Origin of the sequence: Plantactinospora sp. B5E13 (genome assembly GCF_039871775.1) — a bacterium.
Classification (GTDB): Bacteria; Actinomycetota; Actinomycetes; order Mycobacteriales; family Micromonosporaceae; genus Plantactinospora.
This window is the reverse complement of sequence record NZ_JBDPLT010000044.1, coordinates 40,248-55,648: the sequence shown is the minus strand read 5'-3', so window position 1 is coordinate 55,648 and position 15,401 is coordinate 40,248. Positions and strand designations below refer to the sequence as shown.

General features: G+C 73.3%; 12 protein-coding genes and 3 tRNA genes. 1 reads left to right on the top strand and 14 read right to left on the bottom strand.

From position 1 onward, the window contains the following. Positions 1-298 precede the first annotated feature (298 nt). Positions 299-910 carry a TetR/AcrR family transcriptional regulator gene (locus ABGB05_RS29100; protein WP_347657112.1) on the bottom strand — a complete coding sequence of 204 codons (612 nt, stop codon included), beginning with the start codon at positions 908-910 and terminating at the stop codon, positions 299-301. Positions 911-1,001: 91 nt separating this feature from the next. On the opposite strand from ABGB05_RS29100, the gene ABGB05_RS29095 reads away from it, so the two are divergent. After that, the gene (locus ABGB05_RS29095; RefSeq protein ID WP_347657111.1) at positions 1,002-2,048 is read left to right on the top strand and encodes an aldo/keto reductase; all 1,047 of its coding nucleotides are present in this window, start codon (positions 1,002-1,004) and stop codon (positions 2,046-2,048) included. A 66-nt stretch (positions 2,049-2,114) separates the two neighbouring features. Here ABGB05_RS29095 and ABGB05_RS29090 read toward each other — a convergent pair whose 3' ends face one another. From ABGB05_RS29090 to ABGB05_RS29030, 13 genes are all read right to left on the bottom strand, one after another. Continuing rightward, positions 2,115-2,936, bottom strand: a complete 822-nt coding sequence (locus ABGB05_RS29090) for an FkbM family methyltransferase (protein ID WP_347657110.1) — start codon at positions 2,934-2,936, stop codon at positions 2,115-2,117. A 170-nt stretch (positions 2,937-3,106) separates the two neighbouring features. Then, a complete protein-coding gene (locus tag ABGB05_RS29085) occupies positions 3,107-4,342 on the bottom strand; it encodes a VWA-like domain-containing protein (RefSeq protein WP_347657109.1) in 1,236 nt (411 codons plus the stop codon). A 25-nt stretch (positions 4,343-4,367) separates the two neighbouring features. Next, complete coding sequence (locus ABGB05_RS29080; protein WP_347657127.1) at positions 4,368-5,510, bottom strand: AAA family ATPase; 1,143 nt, start codon at positions 5,508-5,510, stop codon at positions 4,368-4,370. Positions 5,511-5,575: 65 nt separating this feature from the next. After that, positions 5,576-7,264: a hypothetical protein gene (locus ABGB05_RS29075; RefSeq protein ID WP_347657108.1), complete on the bottom strand. Its 1,689-nt coding sequence runs from the start codon at positions 7,262-7,264 to the stop codon at positions 5,576-5,578. Further along, positions 7,261-8,466: a gala protein gene (locus tag ABGB05_RS29070; protein WP_347657107.1), complete on the bottom strand. Its 1,206-nt coding sequence runs from the start codon at positions 8,464-8,466 to the stop codon at positions 7,261-7,263. Before ABGB05_RS29070 ends, ABGB05_RS29075 begins: the two co-directional genes overlap by 4 nt. Continuing rightward, positions 8,463-9,884 (bottom strand): SDR family NAD(P)-dependent oxidoreductase, encoded by a 1,422-nt coding sequence (locus ABGB05_RS29065; protein WP_347657106.1) that lies wholly within the window; start codon positions 9,882-9,884, stop codon positions 8,463-8,465. Before ABGB05_RS29065 ends, ABGB05_RS29070 begins: the two co-directional genes overlap by 4 nt. 86 nt (positions 9,885-9,970) lie before the next feature. Continuing rightward, positions 9,971-10,046, bottom strand: a tRNA-OTHER gene (locus tag ABGB05_RS29060). A gap of 49 nt (positions 10,047-10,095) precedes the next feature. Continuing rightward, positions 10,096-11,748 carry an ankyrin repeat domain-containing protein gene (locus tag ABGB05_RS29055; RefSeq protein WP_347657105.1) on the bottom strand — a complete coding sequence of 551 codons (1,653 nt, stop codon included), beginning with the start codon at positions 11,746-11,748 and terminating at the stop codon, positions 10,096-10,098. Between the two features lie 24 nt (positions 11,749-11,772). Next, positions 11,773-11,847: transfer RNA gene (locus ABGB05_RS29050), tRNA-Asp, on the bottom strand. Between the two features lie 52 nt (positions 11,848-11,899). Continuing rightward, positions 11,900-11,974, bottom strand: a tRNA-Trp gene (locus ABGB05_RS29045). 44 nt (positions 11,975-12,018) lie between these two features. Then, positions 12,019-12,354 carry a hypothetical protein gene (locus ABGB05_RS29040; protein ID WP_347657104.1) on the bottom strand — a complete coding sequence of 112 codons (336 nt, stop codon included), beginning with the start codon at positions 12,352-12,354 and terminating at the stop codon, positions 12,019-12,021. Positions 12,355-12,461: 107 nt separating this feature from the next. Continuing rightward, positions 12,462-13,172 carry a copper homeostasis protein CutC gene (locus ABGB05_RS29035; RefSeq protein WP_347657103.1) on the bottom strand — a complete coding sequence of 237 codons (711 nt, stop codon included), beginning with the start codon at positions 13,170-13,172 and terminating at the stop codon, positions 12,462-12,464. Continuing rightward, a complete protein-coding gene (locus ABGB05_RS29030; RefSeq protein ID WP_347657102.1) occupies positions 13,169-15,397 on the bottom strand; it encodes an ABC transporter ATP-binding protein in 2,229 nt (742 codons plus the stop codon). The genes ABGB05_RS29035 and ABGB05_RS29030 overlap by 4 nt, the downstream gene beginning before the upstream one ends. Between the last annotated feature and the right edge of the window lie 4 nt (positions 15,398-15,401).

The following is a 15,401-nucleotide window of genomic DNA, read 5'->3' as shown; positions in this document are numbered from 1 at the left end:
GCCACGGTGTGCAGCTCGCCGCGGGCCGGGGCGGCGGGCCGGGCCACGCTGGACTTCGCCCCGCGCCCGTGGCGGTTCTTGAGAGGTCCCCGCTCATGCAGGGTGGATGGGTACGGAGCCGGCCGCACGTTGACCGCCGCATGAGCGCGTAGCGGTCAGGTACGGCGGCGTTACACCGTCCCGCTCGGCGTGCGGCTCATCGCGCCCGCGATCAACCTGTCAGGCGGCGGCAAGCGCCAGGCTGCGCAGCAGGTCGGTCACGCACACCTGGATACGGATCCTGGGCCGGGCCGTGTCGTCAGTTAGGACTGTTGGTGGACGTGTAAACGCCGGCACGGGCGGCTGCCGCTGCCGCTTCGGCGGCCCGGTCCGCCACGGCCTCGTCGATGGGGTCACCGCTGACGAGTAGGCGGTAGTAGAGCGGTGCGGACACGGCACGGATGACCTCGGACGGGTCCGTGCTCGAAGGCAGTTCCCCCCGCCGCACGGCCTGCTGTACGCAGGGGGCCCATTCGGCGATGCGGATGGCGTAGAAGCGGTGCAGGGCCTCGGCGGCACGGGGGTCGCAGGTCGCGGCGACGATGACCGCCCGAAACAGGGCACCCTGGCGCGGATCGACCAGGGTGCGTTGCACGAGCCGCGCATTGGCGCGCAGATCCTCGATCAACGATCCGGTGTCGGCTCGCGGCAGCGACTGTTCGGCCATGTCCGTCAGAAGGTCGGCGACGAGCCCGGCGACCGTACCCCAGCGGCGGTAGACCGTCGTCTTGCCCACCTCGGCGCGGCGCGCCACGTCGGCGAGGTCGAGATGATCGAAGCCGTGCTCGACGAGCGCGTCACCGGCAGCTCGGAGCACGGCGGCGCGGACCCGGGCGGTCCGGCCGCCGGGTCGGATCGTGCCGACGGTCATAACGGGTCTCCAGTTCCCTTAAGTGCGGACGAGTGCTATCGTAGTCGACGCTCTAACGGAACTAGAGTACCTTTAACGGGAGGTTGTCATCGTGGAATACCGACGACTCGGGGCATCCGGACTCACCGTCCCCGCCCTCAGCTTCGGCGCCGGCACCTTCGGCGGCTCCGGACCGCTCTTCGGCGCCTGGGGCAACACGGACGCCCGCGAGGCAAGGCGCCTTGTGGACATCTGTCTGGACGCCGGATTGAACATGTTCGACACCGCCGACGTGTACTCCGACGGCGCGTCCGAGGAGGTGCTGGGACAGGCGATCAAAGGCCGACGTGACGCTGTCCTGATCTCGACCAAGAGCGGCCTGCCGACCGGCGACGGACCGAACGACGCGGGAACCTCGCGCGCCCGGCTCATCCGATCGGTCGACGTGGCGCTGCGCCGACTCGGCACCGACTACATCGATCTGTTCCAGCTACATGCCTTCGACGCCGCAACTCCCGTCGAGGAGGTGGTGGCGACACTGGATGACCTGGTACGGAACGGGAAGATTCGCTACCTCGGCGTCTCGAACTTCGCCGGCTGGCAGCTGATGAAGTCCCTCGCCGCCGCCGACCGGGACCACCGTGCCCGGTACGTGGCACACCAGGTCTACTACTCGCTCATCGGCCGGGACTACGAGTGGGAACTGCTGCCCCTGGGCCTCGACCAGGGCGTCGGCGCCGTGGTGTGGAGCCCGCTCGGCTGGGGACGACTCACCGGCAAGATCCGGCGTGGTACGCCGCCACCGTCCACGAGCCGGTTGCACGCGACCGCCGCCTACGGCCCGCCGGTCGACGACGAGCACCTGTTCCGCGTCGTCGACGTTCTCGAAGAACTGTCCCGCGAGACCGGCCGAGCGGTTCCGCAGATCGCGGTCAACTGGCTACTGCACCGGCCCACGGTAGCCACCGTCATCATCGGCGCCCGCGACGAGGCACAACTACGGCAGAACATCGAGGCTGTCGGCTGGTCACTCACACCCGAACAGGCGGCCCGGCTCGACACTGCCAGCAGCCGCACCGCGCCCTACCCGTACTTCCCCTACCAGCGGCAGGAAGGCTTCGCCAGGCTCAACCCCTCGCCGCTCGCGAACATCGCCTGAGCAGCTGTCCCCACGTCCGCTGGGCGGAAACTGCCGCCCTCCCCGGGGCGCCCGACACCGGCCAGCCTACCCCTGGTCGGATCCGCCGTCGGCCGGCCGTGTCCCGTCGTCAACGTTCAGCCGGGCGTAGACGTCACCGGAGCGGCCCGCCGGGCGGAACCGTTCGAGGAGCCGGACCAGGTCGGCCGCGTCGAGCCACTCGTCGCTGGCATACCGCATCGTCTCGACCGGCGAGTAGTTGTAGCGGTATCCGCCGGCCGTCGCGCCGAGCTGTTCCACGAGGTCGAGTACGGCGAGCGCGGCGTCGTGCGCCTGCGGCAGGTACTCGACGGAGAGCGCGGGCAGCGGACGACTGAGCCCGCGTAGCACGTCGAGTTCGAAACCCTCGACGTCGATCTTGCAGAACGCCGGCATGCCGTGTTTCGCGATCAGCTCGTCGAGGGTGGTCACCGGCACCTCGACCGAGCGGTCCCACCGGACCCGGGAGAAACCCTGTTCCGCGGTGACCGACTCGATCCAGTCCCGCGACATCGTCGAGACGGTCGGATGGGCGGTCGACAGTGCGAGGGACGCCCGCCCGACCCGGGCCCCGATCGCCTCGGGAACGACCACCACGTCCCGGTCGCGACCGAAGAGCAGCCGCAGGACCCGGAGACAGTCCGGCTGCGGCTCGACCGCCACCACCCGGGCGCCGAGCCGCCGCCAGGTGCGTACCCGTCCGCCGACGTGCGCGCCGATGTCGAACCCGATCTGCCCCGGCCCGAGGAACTCCTGGTAGAGCTGGCGGGCACGACGGTGCTTGGCCGGCTGACCGTGGTAGATGACCAGGGATCGCAGCATCCCCCAGGTACGGCGGAACAGGGGCGGAATCCCTCGACCGGTCGACACGATCACCCTTTCGTCGCTGCGGTGCGGACGCGCCCCGCTCCCCTGGGTACGGAAAATCCGGTCGATCGGTTCGCCTCCGGTCACACCGGATTCGGACTCGGCACACCACCGGCCGGCCGGAGCGGTCGCGACGACTCCGCGCCGGCCTCGAACAGGACTCCGACCCGGGTTCAGGACTCCGGATCGGTGATGTGGACGGTGGTGATCCAGGGCGGCGGCTCCGGCGGATTGACCCCGATCAGCCCGGCAATCAGCCGGGTCGACTCCAGCGGGGCCTCCGGCCAGGGGGTGTACCCGTCGGTCAGTACGACCACGACGTGCGGCCGGCCCTTCAACGCCTCGGTCACCCCGACCCGCATGTCGGTGCCACCGCCGCCCGCGAGGCGTACCTCGCCGACGGTGTGGACCTGGCGGACCACCTGCACGTCCGCGTCGCAGGCGAGTACGGTGACCCGGTTGCCGCCGATCCCGACCGCCCGGAGCACCCCGGAGACCTCGGAGAGCGCCGCCGTCAACTGGGTGGACCCCATCGACCCGGAGGTGTCCACCACGATCGCGACCCGGGGCACCGGCTGGCGCAGGCTCGGCAGCACCACCCCACGCAGCGCCGACGACCGCCGGGACGGCCGGTGGTACGTGTAGTCCACCGCACCGCTCGCCCAGGCGGCCGCCTCGCGTACCGCACCGGTGAGCGCCTGCCGCCAGTCGACCGTCGGTTCGAGGATCTCGGCGGCCCACCGCTGCCAGCCGCCCGGCACCGTTCCCCGTCCCCGCGCGTGGGCCCGTACCTCCCGGGCGGTGTCCCGGCGGATCGCGCCGGCCTCGACGTCGCCGACCCCGCCACCGGCCGCGCCGCTCTCCCACGGCCGGTGGACACCGTGCGCCCCGGAGCCGCAGTCCGGGGCCGTCCCGGTGCCGTCACCGACCCCGAACGCCGGATGGCCGTGCACGCTCGCCGGCAGCCGGGGCAGGTACTGCTCGAACAGCAGCCCGTCCGGCAGCTGGTAGGTCTTCGGCTCGACCCGGTCGGGCGGCAGCGGCAGCAGGTCCGCGACCAGGTCGTCGTTGATCTCGCAGTCCTGCGCGACGTTGACCCGGTGGTGGTCCGCCCGGTCGGGGTGGGCGAGCCGGTCGGCCCGGCCGTGGTGGTCGCGGAGCAGGTGTGCCACCTCGTGGATCCAGACCGCCGCGAGTTGCGGTACGGGCAGCCGGTCGACGAACTCCGGCGACACGTAGCACCGCCACCGCCGGTCCACACCCATCGTCGGCACCTGCCGGGACTCGACTACGGTGACGCTGAACAACGCGGTCGCCAGGTACGGCCGGTCCTGGGCGGCCCGAAACCGGGCGGCGAGCAGCTTGGTCCGGTCGAGCGCCCCGGCGCCGTCGGACGCCCGCCCGCTCATCTGACGGTCGCCGTCGTCACGCCGGTCATCCCGGCAGGCGCCCGGAGAGTTGCAGCACCTCGACAAACGCGTCGATGGCCGCCGGCACCGGCCAGGCCGGATCCCGCAGCGCGGCGAGGTCCATCGCGGCCCGGGCGGCGACGTCCGGCACGCCCGCCTCGACCGCCTTCTCCAGGATCACCCAGCCGGCCTCCCAGCGCCGCCGGTCGACGTGGGACCGGACGGCGGAGATCACCGCGGTGAGGAAGGCGAGCTGCCGGTCCCCCCGTTCGGGCAGCGCGAACGCCTCCGGGTTGGCGAGCACCCGCTCCGGATCGGGCAGGTCGAGGTTCTCCAGGTAGGTGACGAACTCCAGACCGGCGCCGTCACCGACCGCACCGACCACCGCGAGCGCGAGGGCGTCGCCGCCGGTGCCCGTGCTGAAGTGGAAGGCGAGCAGCCGCAGCACCATCTCCCAGGTGCGCGGCGACGGCCAGGCGCCGCCGCGCGCCTCCGCGTCGCCCGGTAGGTGGTGCGCGAGGCCGGGGCGCGCGGTGAGGAAGCCGGCGACGGCGCCGCGCGCCCTCGCCACCGCGCTGGAGGTACGCCGAGAGTCGACGGCCGGCACCGAGACCGCCGGCCAGGTGCCGGCGAGTCCCCGGGCGACCGTCCGCGCGTCGTGTGTCCAGTACAGGTGCACAAAACGGTTCGCCAGCGGCGGGCTCAGGTGCCAGCCGTCGGCGGCGCTGGTCGGCGGGTTCGCGGCGGCGACGATCCGTACCGCGGGCGGCAGCTGCAGGCTGCCGACCCGCCGTTCGAGCACGACCCGCAGCAGCGCCGCCTGGACGGCCGGCGGCGCCGAGGAGAGTTCGTCGAAGAAGACCAGCCCGGTTCCGGTACGGGCGAGACGTACCGCCCAGTCCGGCGGGGCCATCGGCACCCCGTCGGTGGCCGGCGAGTCACCGACTATCGGCAGTCCGGCGAAGTCGCTGGGCTCGTGCACGCTCGCGATGACCGTCTCCATCAGCGTGCCCATCCCGTCGGCGAGCTGCTGCAGCGTCGCAGACTTGCCGATTCCCGGCTCGCCCCAGAGCAGCACCGGGAGGTTCGCCGAGACGGCGAGGGCGAGCGCCTCCACCTTCGGGTCACGGACCGGCTCGCTCCGCCAGTCCCGACTGGCGGCGACCAGCGCGTCGGCGGCGGCGAGCGGACCCGCGGCGGGCGGACCGGCGGTGGACGCCCGGTCGGTCGCGGTCACCGGTCCTTCCATTCCGTGACCACGTCACGAATCCGGAGGATGTGCCGATACTCCGCCAGCACCGTCTCCTCGTCCTCATCGTCCTCGTACATCTGTGCCTTGTACTCCGCCAGGTCGACGACGCTCATCTCGTCGCTGTCGGTCGCCTGCGGGTCCGCGCCCGCCTCGAGCAGCGCCCGGACCAGCTCCGGGGTGCCGCCGTCGCCGACGGTCACGTGCAACTCCGTCCGACCCCGGTGGTCGGGCACGTTGACCGGCACCCCGGCGTCGACCAACTGTCGGACCGCGCCGACGTCCGACAGGGCGCGCACGTGGTGCAGCAGGGTCCCGCCCCGGCCGTCCCGGATCGCCGGGTCGAGCCCGGCGTCGAGGAGCGTGGTCAACGCGGCGGACCCGCCGTGTTGCAGACGCTGCAGCACCTCGCGGCGGAGTTCCCGGAGCTGGCGCGGCAGCCGGCCGGTGCCGGAACGCCACGCTTCGAGGACCGCGAAGCAACCGGTGACCGGGCCGCCGAGGGCCCGCAGGGCCTGCTCCCGGGCGACCTCGTCGGGTGTGTGCGCGACCGGGTCGAGCCGGCCGTCGCCGTGTCGTACGGTGTGCCACTCGCCCCGGCACCGCACCGACACCTCACGGCGCAGGTCGACGCGGTCGGGCACCGCCGCCACGGCGGGCAGGGCGGGAAAGAGCGCCTGCCGCACCAGCGGGTGCAACTCGGCGGGGTCGAGCAGGCCGTGCCGGATCAGTTCGAGGTCGACCGGTCGGTCGTACACCACGGCGGCGACCCGCGGCCACGAGCTGTGCTCGTCGCGGTATCCCGGCAACCTGGCGGCGAGCCGACCGTCGTCGCGCAACTCGACAGCCGCCCGGTACTGGAACATCGGCCCGAGTACCGCACAGTCGATGCCGTACCGGGCGCGCAGGCGCTGCAGTTCGGCCGGCAGTCCGGTGGGGACCAGAAGCTCGGTGGTGCCCTCGATTTCCTTCAGCCAATAGTCCGGACCCTCGGGTCGGGTCGGATCGAGGTCGATTCCGGCGACCGCCCAGGCGGAGACGAGGTCACCGTCGGCGACGTACCGGTCGAAAAGCTCCGCCCGGCTCGCCGGGTCGGCCGGGTCCACCTCTGTGGCGTACCGGTCGAACGGGCGAACCGTGGCGTCCGGTTCGAAGCCGGGCATCCGGGCCGGCGATCCGCCGTACGCGGCGGCGAGGCCGGTGACGTGCTCCGCGCTCCAGAAGGCCGGCGGCAGGTCCAGACACTCCAGGAGCCCCCGGCCCGCCGGACGGACGGTGAGCTGCAGCCGCTGGGAGCCGTCGACCATCTTCGGCGTCCGCAGCACCAGGGCCGGTTCGGCACCGAGCCGGCCCTCCCGGACGGAGAGCAGCCACTGCTGGTCGGTGGCGAGACTGGTCCGGCCGCCGAGGACGCGGGGCAGGTGCCAGCGCAGCAGGTCGGGGGCGAGCGTGGTCAGATCGGCCTCGATCCGGTCGGCGGCCTCCCGACCGTGCTCCCGGGCCACCTCCGTCAGGTCGAATCCGACGTCGATCCGCCCCGCCGCACAGCCGGCCCGCCAGTCGCCGGCCGACCGGGCCGCCGCGCACGCCTCGATCATCTCGGCCGGTACGGCGTACCGGCGGACCCGTCGCCAGACCGGGAGCTCGGGGAGGACCGGTGGTCGCGCGGTCACCGGTAGACGCTCGCGATCGCCTGGATGTCGGGGTGCGGTGCGCTGACCGGCCGGTCGGCGAGCAGTGCGGTGGCCCGACGGCGCATCCGCCGGGGCACCCCGCCGTTGATGCCGAGGTACTCCAGGGTGGGGTGGCCGTCGACGGCGTCGACGAGTTGCCGGGCGCCCCGCCCACCGATCCCGGTACGCCGCAGGTCCAGCCGGCGCAGCCGGGCGGCGGTCGGCAGCGCGGTGGCCAACTCCGCCGCACCCTCGTCCGCCACCACGTTGGCGTGCGCGCCGAGGGCCCGTTCGGACGGCGGCCGGGCGAGGTCCAGTGACCGCCACGCCCCGAGGTGCCGGGCCAGTGCCGCGACGCCGACCGGGGTGATGCCGTTGCCGCCCAACCCGAGGGTCAGCTCGATTCCGTCGACGGCCCGGGCCAGCGCCGTGACACCGTCGTCGCCCAGGTGGTTGGCGGCCAGGTACAGCTCACGGATGCCGGCCCGGCGGACCAGGTTGGCGAGGGTCGACGCCACCTCCGGGCCGAAGCCGTTGCCGCCGAGGAAGAGCCGCTGCAACGGCGGCTGCCGCCGGACCAGCGCCTCGGCGAGCACGGTCAGCCCGTGCCCGGTCATCCCGACGTTGACCAGGTCGAGGGTCCGGATGGTGGTGTTGCGCACGAGCGCGGCGGCGAGCCTGGTCACGCCCTCGTCACCGATCGGGTTGCGTTTGAGCCAGAGTGCCCGGACGGTCTGGTCGCCCTCGATGCGGTCGGCGAGTGCCTCGACCCCGGTCGGGTCGATCCGGTTGCAGCCGAGATAGAGCGTCTGCAGCCGGTGGCCGGGACGCAGCGCCGCCGCGACCGCCCGGGCGCCCTCGGCACCGAGCCCGTTGGTGCCGAGCAGCAGGTGCCGGACCAGCGGCGAGTCGACCGCGGCGGAGACGATCCGGGCCGTCTGCACCGGGCCGATCCCCTGCTTGCAGAGGTCGAGCCGGCCGTCGGCCTGGATGGTGCCGCGCGGGAAGACCTCGTTGTCCGACACGGTCTCCGGTGTCGCGAGGCGGCCCAGCAGCGGCTCGAACTCGGTCGGGTCGGCGAGCCCGGCGTCCGGGTCGGCGATGACCGGGCAGCGTACCGGGGTCGGGTCGGTGACGGTCGGGCGGCGTTCCGGCGACGGATCGGCGGTGGCCGGGTCAGGTACCGGGTTCGGATCGGTCACCAGGGCACACTCCGGTAGTCCTTGAGGAAGAGTCCGTGCATCGGCTCGCCGCGCTCACCGCGCACGATCGGGTCGTAGACCCGGGCCGCGCCGTCGACCACGTCGAGTGGGGGCCGGAAGCCGAGGTCGCGTTGCTGGGTCTTGCTCGGGTGCGGACGCTCGTCGGTGACCCAGCCGGTGTCCACGCTGTTCATGTGGATCCCGTCGGCCGCGTAGTCGGCGGCGACGGTGCGGACCAGCATGTTGAGCGCCGCCTTCGCCATGTTGGTGTGCGGGTGGCGGACGGTCTTGCCGGCCCGGGAGTAGCTGCCCTCCATCGCGGAGACCTGGACCACGTACCGTCGCGGGTGGGGGCTCGCCGCCAGCAGCGGGCGCAGCCGGGAGGTGAGCAGGAACGGCGCGAACGCGTTCACGACGTGGACCTGCAACCACTCGTGCGGGCTGACCTCGGCGTCCCGCAGCACCCACGAGTTGACCTCGCGCAGGTCGAGCTGCTGGCCGGTCTCGTCGAGCTGGCCGGGCGGGAAGAACGCGTCCAGGGTGCCCGGCAGACCCGGTTCGGCGCTGGCGGTCGGACCGCCGCCGATGGCGATCCGGGCCGCCGGCCCGACCAGCGCGGCCGCCTCGGCCTCCCGGGCGTCCCGGTGGTACGCGGCCGGCCGGTAGAGCGTCTGGGCGGCGTTGTTGACCAGGATGTCCAGTCCGGTGAAGCGTCGCCCGACGAGTCCGACGAAGTCGAGGGTCGCGGGCAGGTCGAGCAGGTCGAGATTGTGCAGGTAGAGCCGGTCGGCCCAGTCGTCGAAGTCCGGCACGGCGGCGTACCGCCGGGCCGCGTCCCGGGGAAACCGGGTCGTGACGATCACGTCGGCGCCGTCGCGCAACAGTTTCAGCGCGGTGTGGAAGCCGATCTTCACCCGGCCGCCGGTGACCACGGCGGTGCGGCCGGCCAGGTCGCAGCGGGCGGACCGGCGCAGCCGGTTCTCCTCGGCACAGGGTGGACACATCATGTGGTAGTCGACGTCGACGTCCCGGTAGGGCGTCTTGCAGACGTAGCAGTACCGGGCCCGGATCAGCGAACCGCCGCCCGGCGCGGCGTCGCCGAGGGCCTCCGACGCGTCCGTGCCCGACCGGGCCGGCTCGGGATCCGGCGCACCCGGGCCCGACGCGGGCGGCGGCGACTCCGGGGCCGGGCCAGTGGCCGGGATCTCGGTGTGGAAGCGGGTGGCGCCGGCGAGCAGGGCCCGGTCACTCTCCCGGGTCCGCGCCGACCGGCGGGCCTTCGCCCGCTTCTTGACCCCCCGGTACGCCGTCACCACCGCGCGCTCCAGCTCCGCGCGGACGGTCTCGTCGAGGTCGGGGGCGTCGAGCCGGGCGAGTACGTCCACACAGGCCGCCAGCTCGGCACGCTCGACGGACACCGCACCTCCCCCGATGGACGTTCCCCGGCCCTCCGACCCGGTGGGCCCTCGCCGACCCCGTGAACGTTCGCCGGCGACGAGAATGGTGGCGAGACCGGCCGGATTCGAACCGGCGTCCTCCAGCTTGCTGTCAAGGCGCGTCGACCTCTGCGCTACGGCCTCGCCGTGCGGGAGCATACACACGACCACCGACACGAGCCGCCGCAGGCGGTCACCGACCCGATCTGGCCCGGGTCTGTTCGAGGACATCCGCCGGAGTCCGGCCGTTCGCGTCCGGCAGCCCGGCGTCGGCACCGGCCTCGACCAGTGCCGCCATCACCTCGGTCGCGCCGGCCCGGGCGGCGCGGTGCAGCGGCGTGTCCCTGTTGCGATCCCGTTCGTCGAGGGAGAGCCCGGCGGCGAGCAGCAGCGGAAGGATCTCGGCGTGGTCGAGCTGGTGCAGCCAGTGCAGCAGGGTGCCGCCGTCGCCGTCGCGCAGTGCAGGGTCGAACCCATCGGCGAGGACGGCGAGCAGCGAGTCGGTGTCGCCGTGCCGGGCGAGGGCGAAGAAGTCCCGCCGGATCAGCCGGATCCGTTTCGGCACCGGCCCCTGCCCGGTACGCCAGGCGCGTACCGCCGCCGCGCAGCCGCTGATCGGTCCGCCGAGTCCGCCGAGCACCAGCTCGCGGCGGAGTTCCTGCTCGGTGTGGTACTCGGCGGACAGGCTCCCGTCGGTCACCCGCAGGGTGTGCGGGGTCGGCCCACCGCACCGGATCCGGATCACCGGTACCGGCGCCGGCGGCGGAATCCGCCAGTCCTGGCGACGGTCCGGGAACAACGCTTCGTGCACCAGCGGATGCAGCTCGTCGGGACGGAGCAGTCTGCGGTTCAGCAGCCCGGCCTCGATCGGCGCGACCATGGCGACCGGGTCCGGTCCCCCCAGTCGCTCGCCACCCTCGGTCCGGCGGACGGTGGCGGGGCCGCCGTCGATCACGTCGACCGCGGTGGTGACGGATCGGCCACCGGTCAGCGTCGTACGGCCGTAGCGTCGGGCGAGCCGTCGGGCCTCGGCGGCGAGCACCGGCAGTGTGGTCCCGAGCCGGACCATCTCGACCTCGGTCCACCACTGCCACCTGTGCCGGTCGCGGGCGTCGTCGCCGAGGTCGACGTCGACGGCGAGGCCGGCCGCCCCGTACGCCTCGACCACCCGGTTGTCGCCGAGCAGGTGGTGGATGGTCTCCATCTCGGTGGCCCGGTCGACCGGCCACTCCGCGGTGGACGGTCCGTCCGACCGGCACGGGGTGCCGTCCGGCCTGTGCCAGGCAAGTCGGGTCGGCGAGGCTCCGTACGCCCAGCGCCGCTGCTCGACCGCGTCCGCGTGCCAGCACCAGTCGGGCAGGTCGTACCAGCGGTCGGTCAGCCGGTCGACCTCACCAACCCGGAGGATGACCCGTTGCGGGGCCGAGACACTGTTCGGCAGGAACGCGATCAGCACCGGGGCCGGCGGTCGCGCCACCCCCGGGAGGCCCGGCCGTGCCGACCCGCTCGGCGGCACCTCCGAGGGCGAGGTGCGCAGTGGCTCCGTGCGGCGGGACAGCACGACTCTCGCCTGCGGCTCCAGCACCCCGGCGGCGACCCGGGGCAGGAACCGGCGCAGCAGGTCGGGGGCGAAACCGGCGAGGTCGGCGGCGATCCGGCCGGCCTCCTGGTCGCCGTACCGGTTGGCGACGTCGCGGAGGTTGAGGTGCGGGTCGAACCGTGCGGCGGCGCAGGCACCCCGCCAGTCACCCTGCCGGCGACGCTCGGTGACGGCGGTGACCATCGATGCTGGGGCGAAGTGCGCCAGTTCCCGGGCCCGCCGTCGCCAGTCGCCCTGCCGCCCCATCCGCGCCCTCTCGTCGTACCTGGGGGCGGGCCGACCGGATTCGAACCGGCGTCCTCCTCCCTGATAAGGAGGCGCGACTACCGCTGCGCTACGACCCGCCGCGAGGCAGTGTAGGGCGCCGGGGATCGTCGCGGGTACCCGGTTTCGGGTGGCGGACCGGCCGGATTCGAACCGGCGTCCTTCCGGTTTTGGAGACCGGACGCGACGACCGCTGCGCTACGGTCCGCCGCCGGGAAGTGTAGGACCGGGCCCGCGAAGGTGTGCAGCCGGTCAGAAGGCGCGGAAGCTCTGGTAGCTCCCGGGGGTGAAGGTGCGTAGGGTGCCGTTGCTGACCGCGTACCCGGTGCAGTCCGTGGTCCGGTACGTCTCGACGTCGGTGAACCCGCTCCACCCCACGAGGGCGCCGGCGGTCGGCGGCAGGGCCAGGCACTCGCCGGTCGGGGCGTCGAGGTGCAGCACCGGGGTGGTGAAGGTCGGGTCATAGAAGGTCAGCCCGGATTCCTCGGTGGCGGCGGCCGAGGCGGGCGCGGCGGCGACCCCGAGCCCGACGGTCAGCACGGTGGACGCGATCAGACCCGCCCCGATCCTCGCTGGTGTCCGACGCACGGCAGAACCCCCTTCACATCGACAACAAACCATACCGATCATGGCGCAGACTTGTTGAATACGCAATCAATTCGGCGTCGTCGATGCGACGGTGTGTCCGTGTGGCGTCACCGCGCCCGGGCGACCGCGACAACCCGGCGGACCTCGTCGCCGTCGGTGGCCTCCCGGCCGTCCCGCTGCACCGGTGCCCGCAGGTGGACCTCCCGGGCGCCGGTCACGTCGAGCACCCGGCGGACGTTGTGCGACCGCACGCCGCCGCCGACGATGATCCGCAGCCGGTCACCGGCCCGCTTCCGCAGCGCCGCGAGCCGTTCCGCGCCGGCCAGCGCGGTCGGCGCCGCCCCGGAGGTGAGGACCGCGTCGGCGCCGATCGCGATGATCTCCTCCAACGCGGCGTGCTGGTCGGTGACCTCGTCGAACGCCTTGTGCACGGTCACCGGCAGCGGTCCGGCCGCCTCGACCAGCCGACGCAGCACCGGCAGGTCGAGGTCACCGTCGGGGTTCAGCGCCCCGACCACCACCCCGACCTCGAGCCCGTGCGGGTTCGGCAGGTCGCGGATCGCCGCGATGTCGGCGACCATCACCTGCTCCTCGACGTCGCTCACCCGGAAGTCTCCGCCGCGCGGACGCACCATCACCCGTACCCCGACCCGGCGCAGGGTCCGCAGGGCCACCGCCACCGCGCCCAGGCTCGGCGTCGTACCGCCCTGGCCGAGGTCCGCGCAGAGTTCGACCCGGTCGGCGCCGGCCGCCTCGGCGGCCAGCGCACCCGGTACGTCGCCGACACAGATCTCCACCGTCGGGAAGGGCCCGCTCATCGGGCCGCCCCGGCCCCGGCGGTCGCCGCCGCCGACTCCGGCCGCAGCGGGAAGTGGCAGGCGACCTGGTGTACGTCGCCGGCCAGCGGTGGTTCCGTCGCGCAGATCTCGGCGGCGAGCGGGCACCGGGTCCGGAACCGGCACCCGGTCGGCGGGTTGACCGCGCTGGGCAGTTCACCCCGGATGGTGAGCCCCTCCCGGGGCGCCTTCGGGTCGGGCGTCACCGACGGCACCGCGTCGATCAACGCCTGGGTGTACGGGTGCCGGGCGGCCCGGACCACCTCCCGGGCCGGGCCGACCTCGACGAGCTTGCCGAGGTACATCACCCCGATCCGGTCCGCCATGTAGTCGACGACGGAGAGGTCGTGGCTGATGAAAACGTACGCCAGGCCGAGTTCGGACTGCAGGTCCCGCATCAGGTTCAGCACCTGGGCCTGGATCGACACGTCCAGCGCGCTGACCGGCTCGTCGCCGACGATCAGCCGGGGTTGCAGCGCCAGCGACCGGGCCAGCCCGATCCGCTGCAGTTGGCCGCCGGAGAACTCGTGCGGATACCGTTCCAGCACCCGTCGGGAGAGCCCCACCTGGTCGAGCAGGGACGAGATCCGGGCCCGACGGGCGGCACCGTCGCCGACCTGCTGGATCTCCAGCGGCTCGGCGAGGATCGCGTCGACCCGCATCCGCGGGTTCATCGCCGCGTAGCTGTCCTGGAACATCAGCTGGACCTGCCGGTGCATCCGGCGACGTTCCCGGCCGGCGAGGGTGCTGAGGTCGGTGCCGTCCAGGACGATCTGCCCGGCGCTCGGCCGTTCCAGCCCGACGACCAGCCGACCCACCGTGGACTTGCCGCACCCGGACTCGCCGACCAGTCCGAAGGTCTCTCCCGGACGTACCTCGAACGAGACCCCGGCGACCGCGCTCACCTGGCCGGCGTCCCGGCGCAGCAGCCCGCTGCCGCCGGCCGGATAGTTCTTCACCAGGTCGCGGACGGACAGGATCGGCGCCGGTCCACCGGCCGGCGTCGCGGTCGCCGGCTCGACCGGTACGGCTGCCGCCGGTGCCGTGGTCGCCGACCCGACCGGTACGGCGGACTCAGCGGGCACCGTCGGCTCAACGAGCACGGTCGGTTCAGCGGGCGCGGCCGGCTCTCCCGGCTCGGCGGTTGCGTCCGCCGCCCCGAGCCCGGTGCCCGGGGAGGCCACCGTGACCGGATGCAGGCAGGCGTGCTGGTGACCGGTTCCGGTCAGGGTGACCTCGGCGCTGCGGCACTCGTCGGTGATGTACCGGCAGCGCGGCGCAAACCGGCAGCCAGCCAGCGGTTGGGACAGGTCCGGCGGCAGCCCAGGAATGCTGTAGAGCCGGGCGTGCTCGCCCTCGTCCCGGATCGCCGACTCGGGCAGGGCGGCCATCAGCGCCTCGGTGTAGCGGTGCCGGGGTGACCGGAACAGGTCACCGGTCGCTGCGGTCTCCACCACCCGGCCGGCGTACATCACCGCGACCCGGTCGGCCCGGCCGGCGATCACCCCGAGGTCGTGGGTGACCAGGACGACCGCCATGCCGAACTCCTCGCGCAGGTCGTCGATGAGCTCGAGGATCTGCCGCTGGGTCGTCACGTCCAGCGCGGTGGTCGGCTCGTCGGCGATGAGCAGCCGTGGCGAGCAGACGAGGGCCATCGCGATGGCGACCCGCTGCCGCATCCCGCCGGAGAGTTCGTGCGGGTAGTTGTCGACGATCCGCTCCGGGCGCGGCATCCCGACCCGGCGCAGGATCTCGATCGCCCGGTCCCGGGCCTCCGCCTTGCCGACCCGCTGGTGGACCCGGAGCGGCTCGGCGACCTGGGTGCCGATCCGCATGGTCGGGTTGAGCGAGGTGAGCGGGTCCTGGAAGACCATGCCCATCCGGACGCCCCGGATCCGGCGTACCTCGTCGCGCGGCAGGGACCGCAGGTCACGACCCTCGAAGAGGATCTGCCCGCCGGTCACCGCGCCGCCGTGCGGCAGCAGCCCCATGATGGACAGTGCGGTCATCGTCTTGCCGCTGCCCGACTCGCCGACGACACCGAGGGTCTCGCCCGGCATCACCTCGAGGCTGACCCCGTCCAGGGCGTGCACGGTGCCACGCCGCAGCGCGATGTCGGTCCGGAGGTCACGCAGCTCCAGCAGGGGCTGCCCGCCGGCCCGGTCGCGGGCCACCTCGGGCGGTGTCGAATCGTTCGGTGCGCTCATTTCC

Excerpts from the sequence above, each read along its gene's own strand:
- ABGB05_RS29100 (WP_347657112.1), bottom strand. The coding sequence starts at position 910 with ATGACCGTCGGCACGATCCGACCCGGCGGCCGGACCGCCCGGGTCCGC.
- ABGB05_RS29085 (WP_347657109.1), bottom strand. The coding sequence starts at position 4,342 with ATGAGCGGGCGGGCGTCCGACGGCGCCGGGGCGCTCGACCGGACCAAG.
- ABGB05_RS29055 (WP_347657105.1), bottom strand. The coding sequence starts at position 11,748 with ATGGGGCGGCAGGGCGACTGGCGACGGCGGGCCCGGGAACTGGCGCAC.
- ABGB05_RS29035 (WP_347657103.1), bottom strand. The coding sequence starts at position 13,172 with ATGAGCGGGCCCTTCCCGACGGTGGAGATCTGTGTCGGCGACGTACCG.
- ABGB05_RS29030 (WP_347657102.1), bottom strand. The coding sequence starts at position 15,397 with ATGAGCGCACCGAACGATTCGACACCGCCCGAGGTGGCCCGCGACCGG.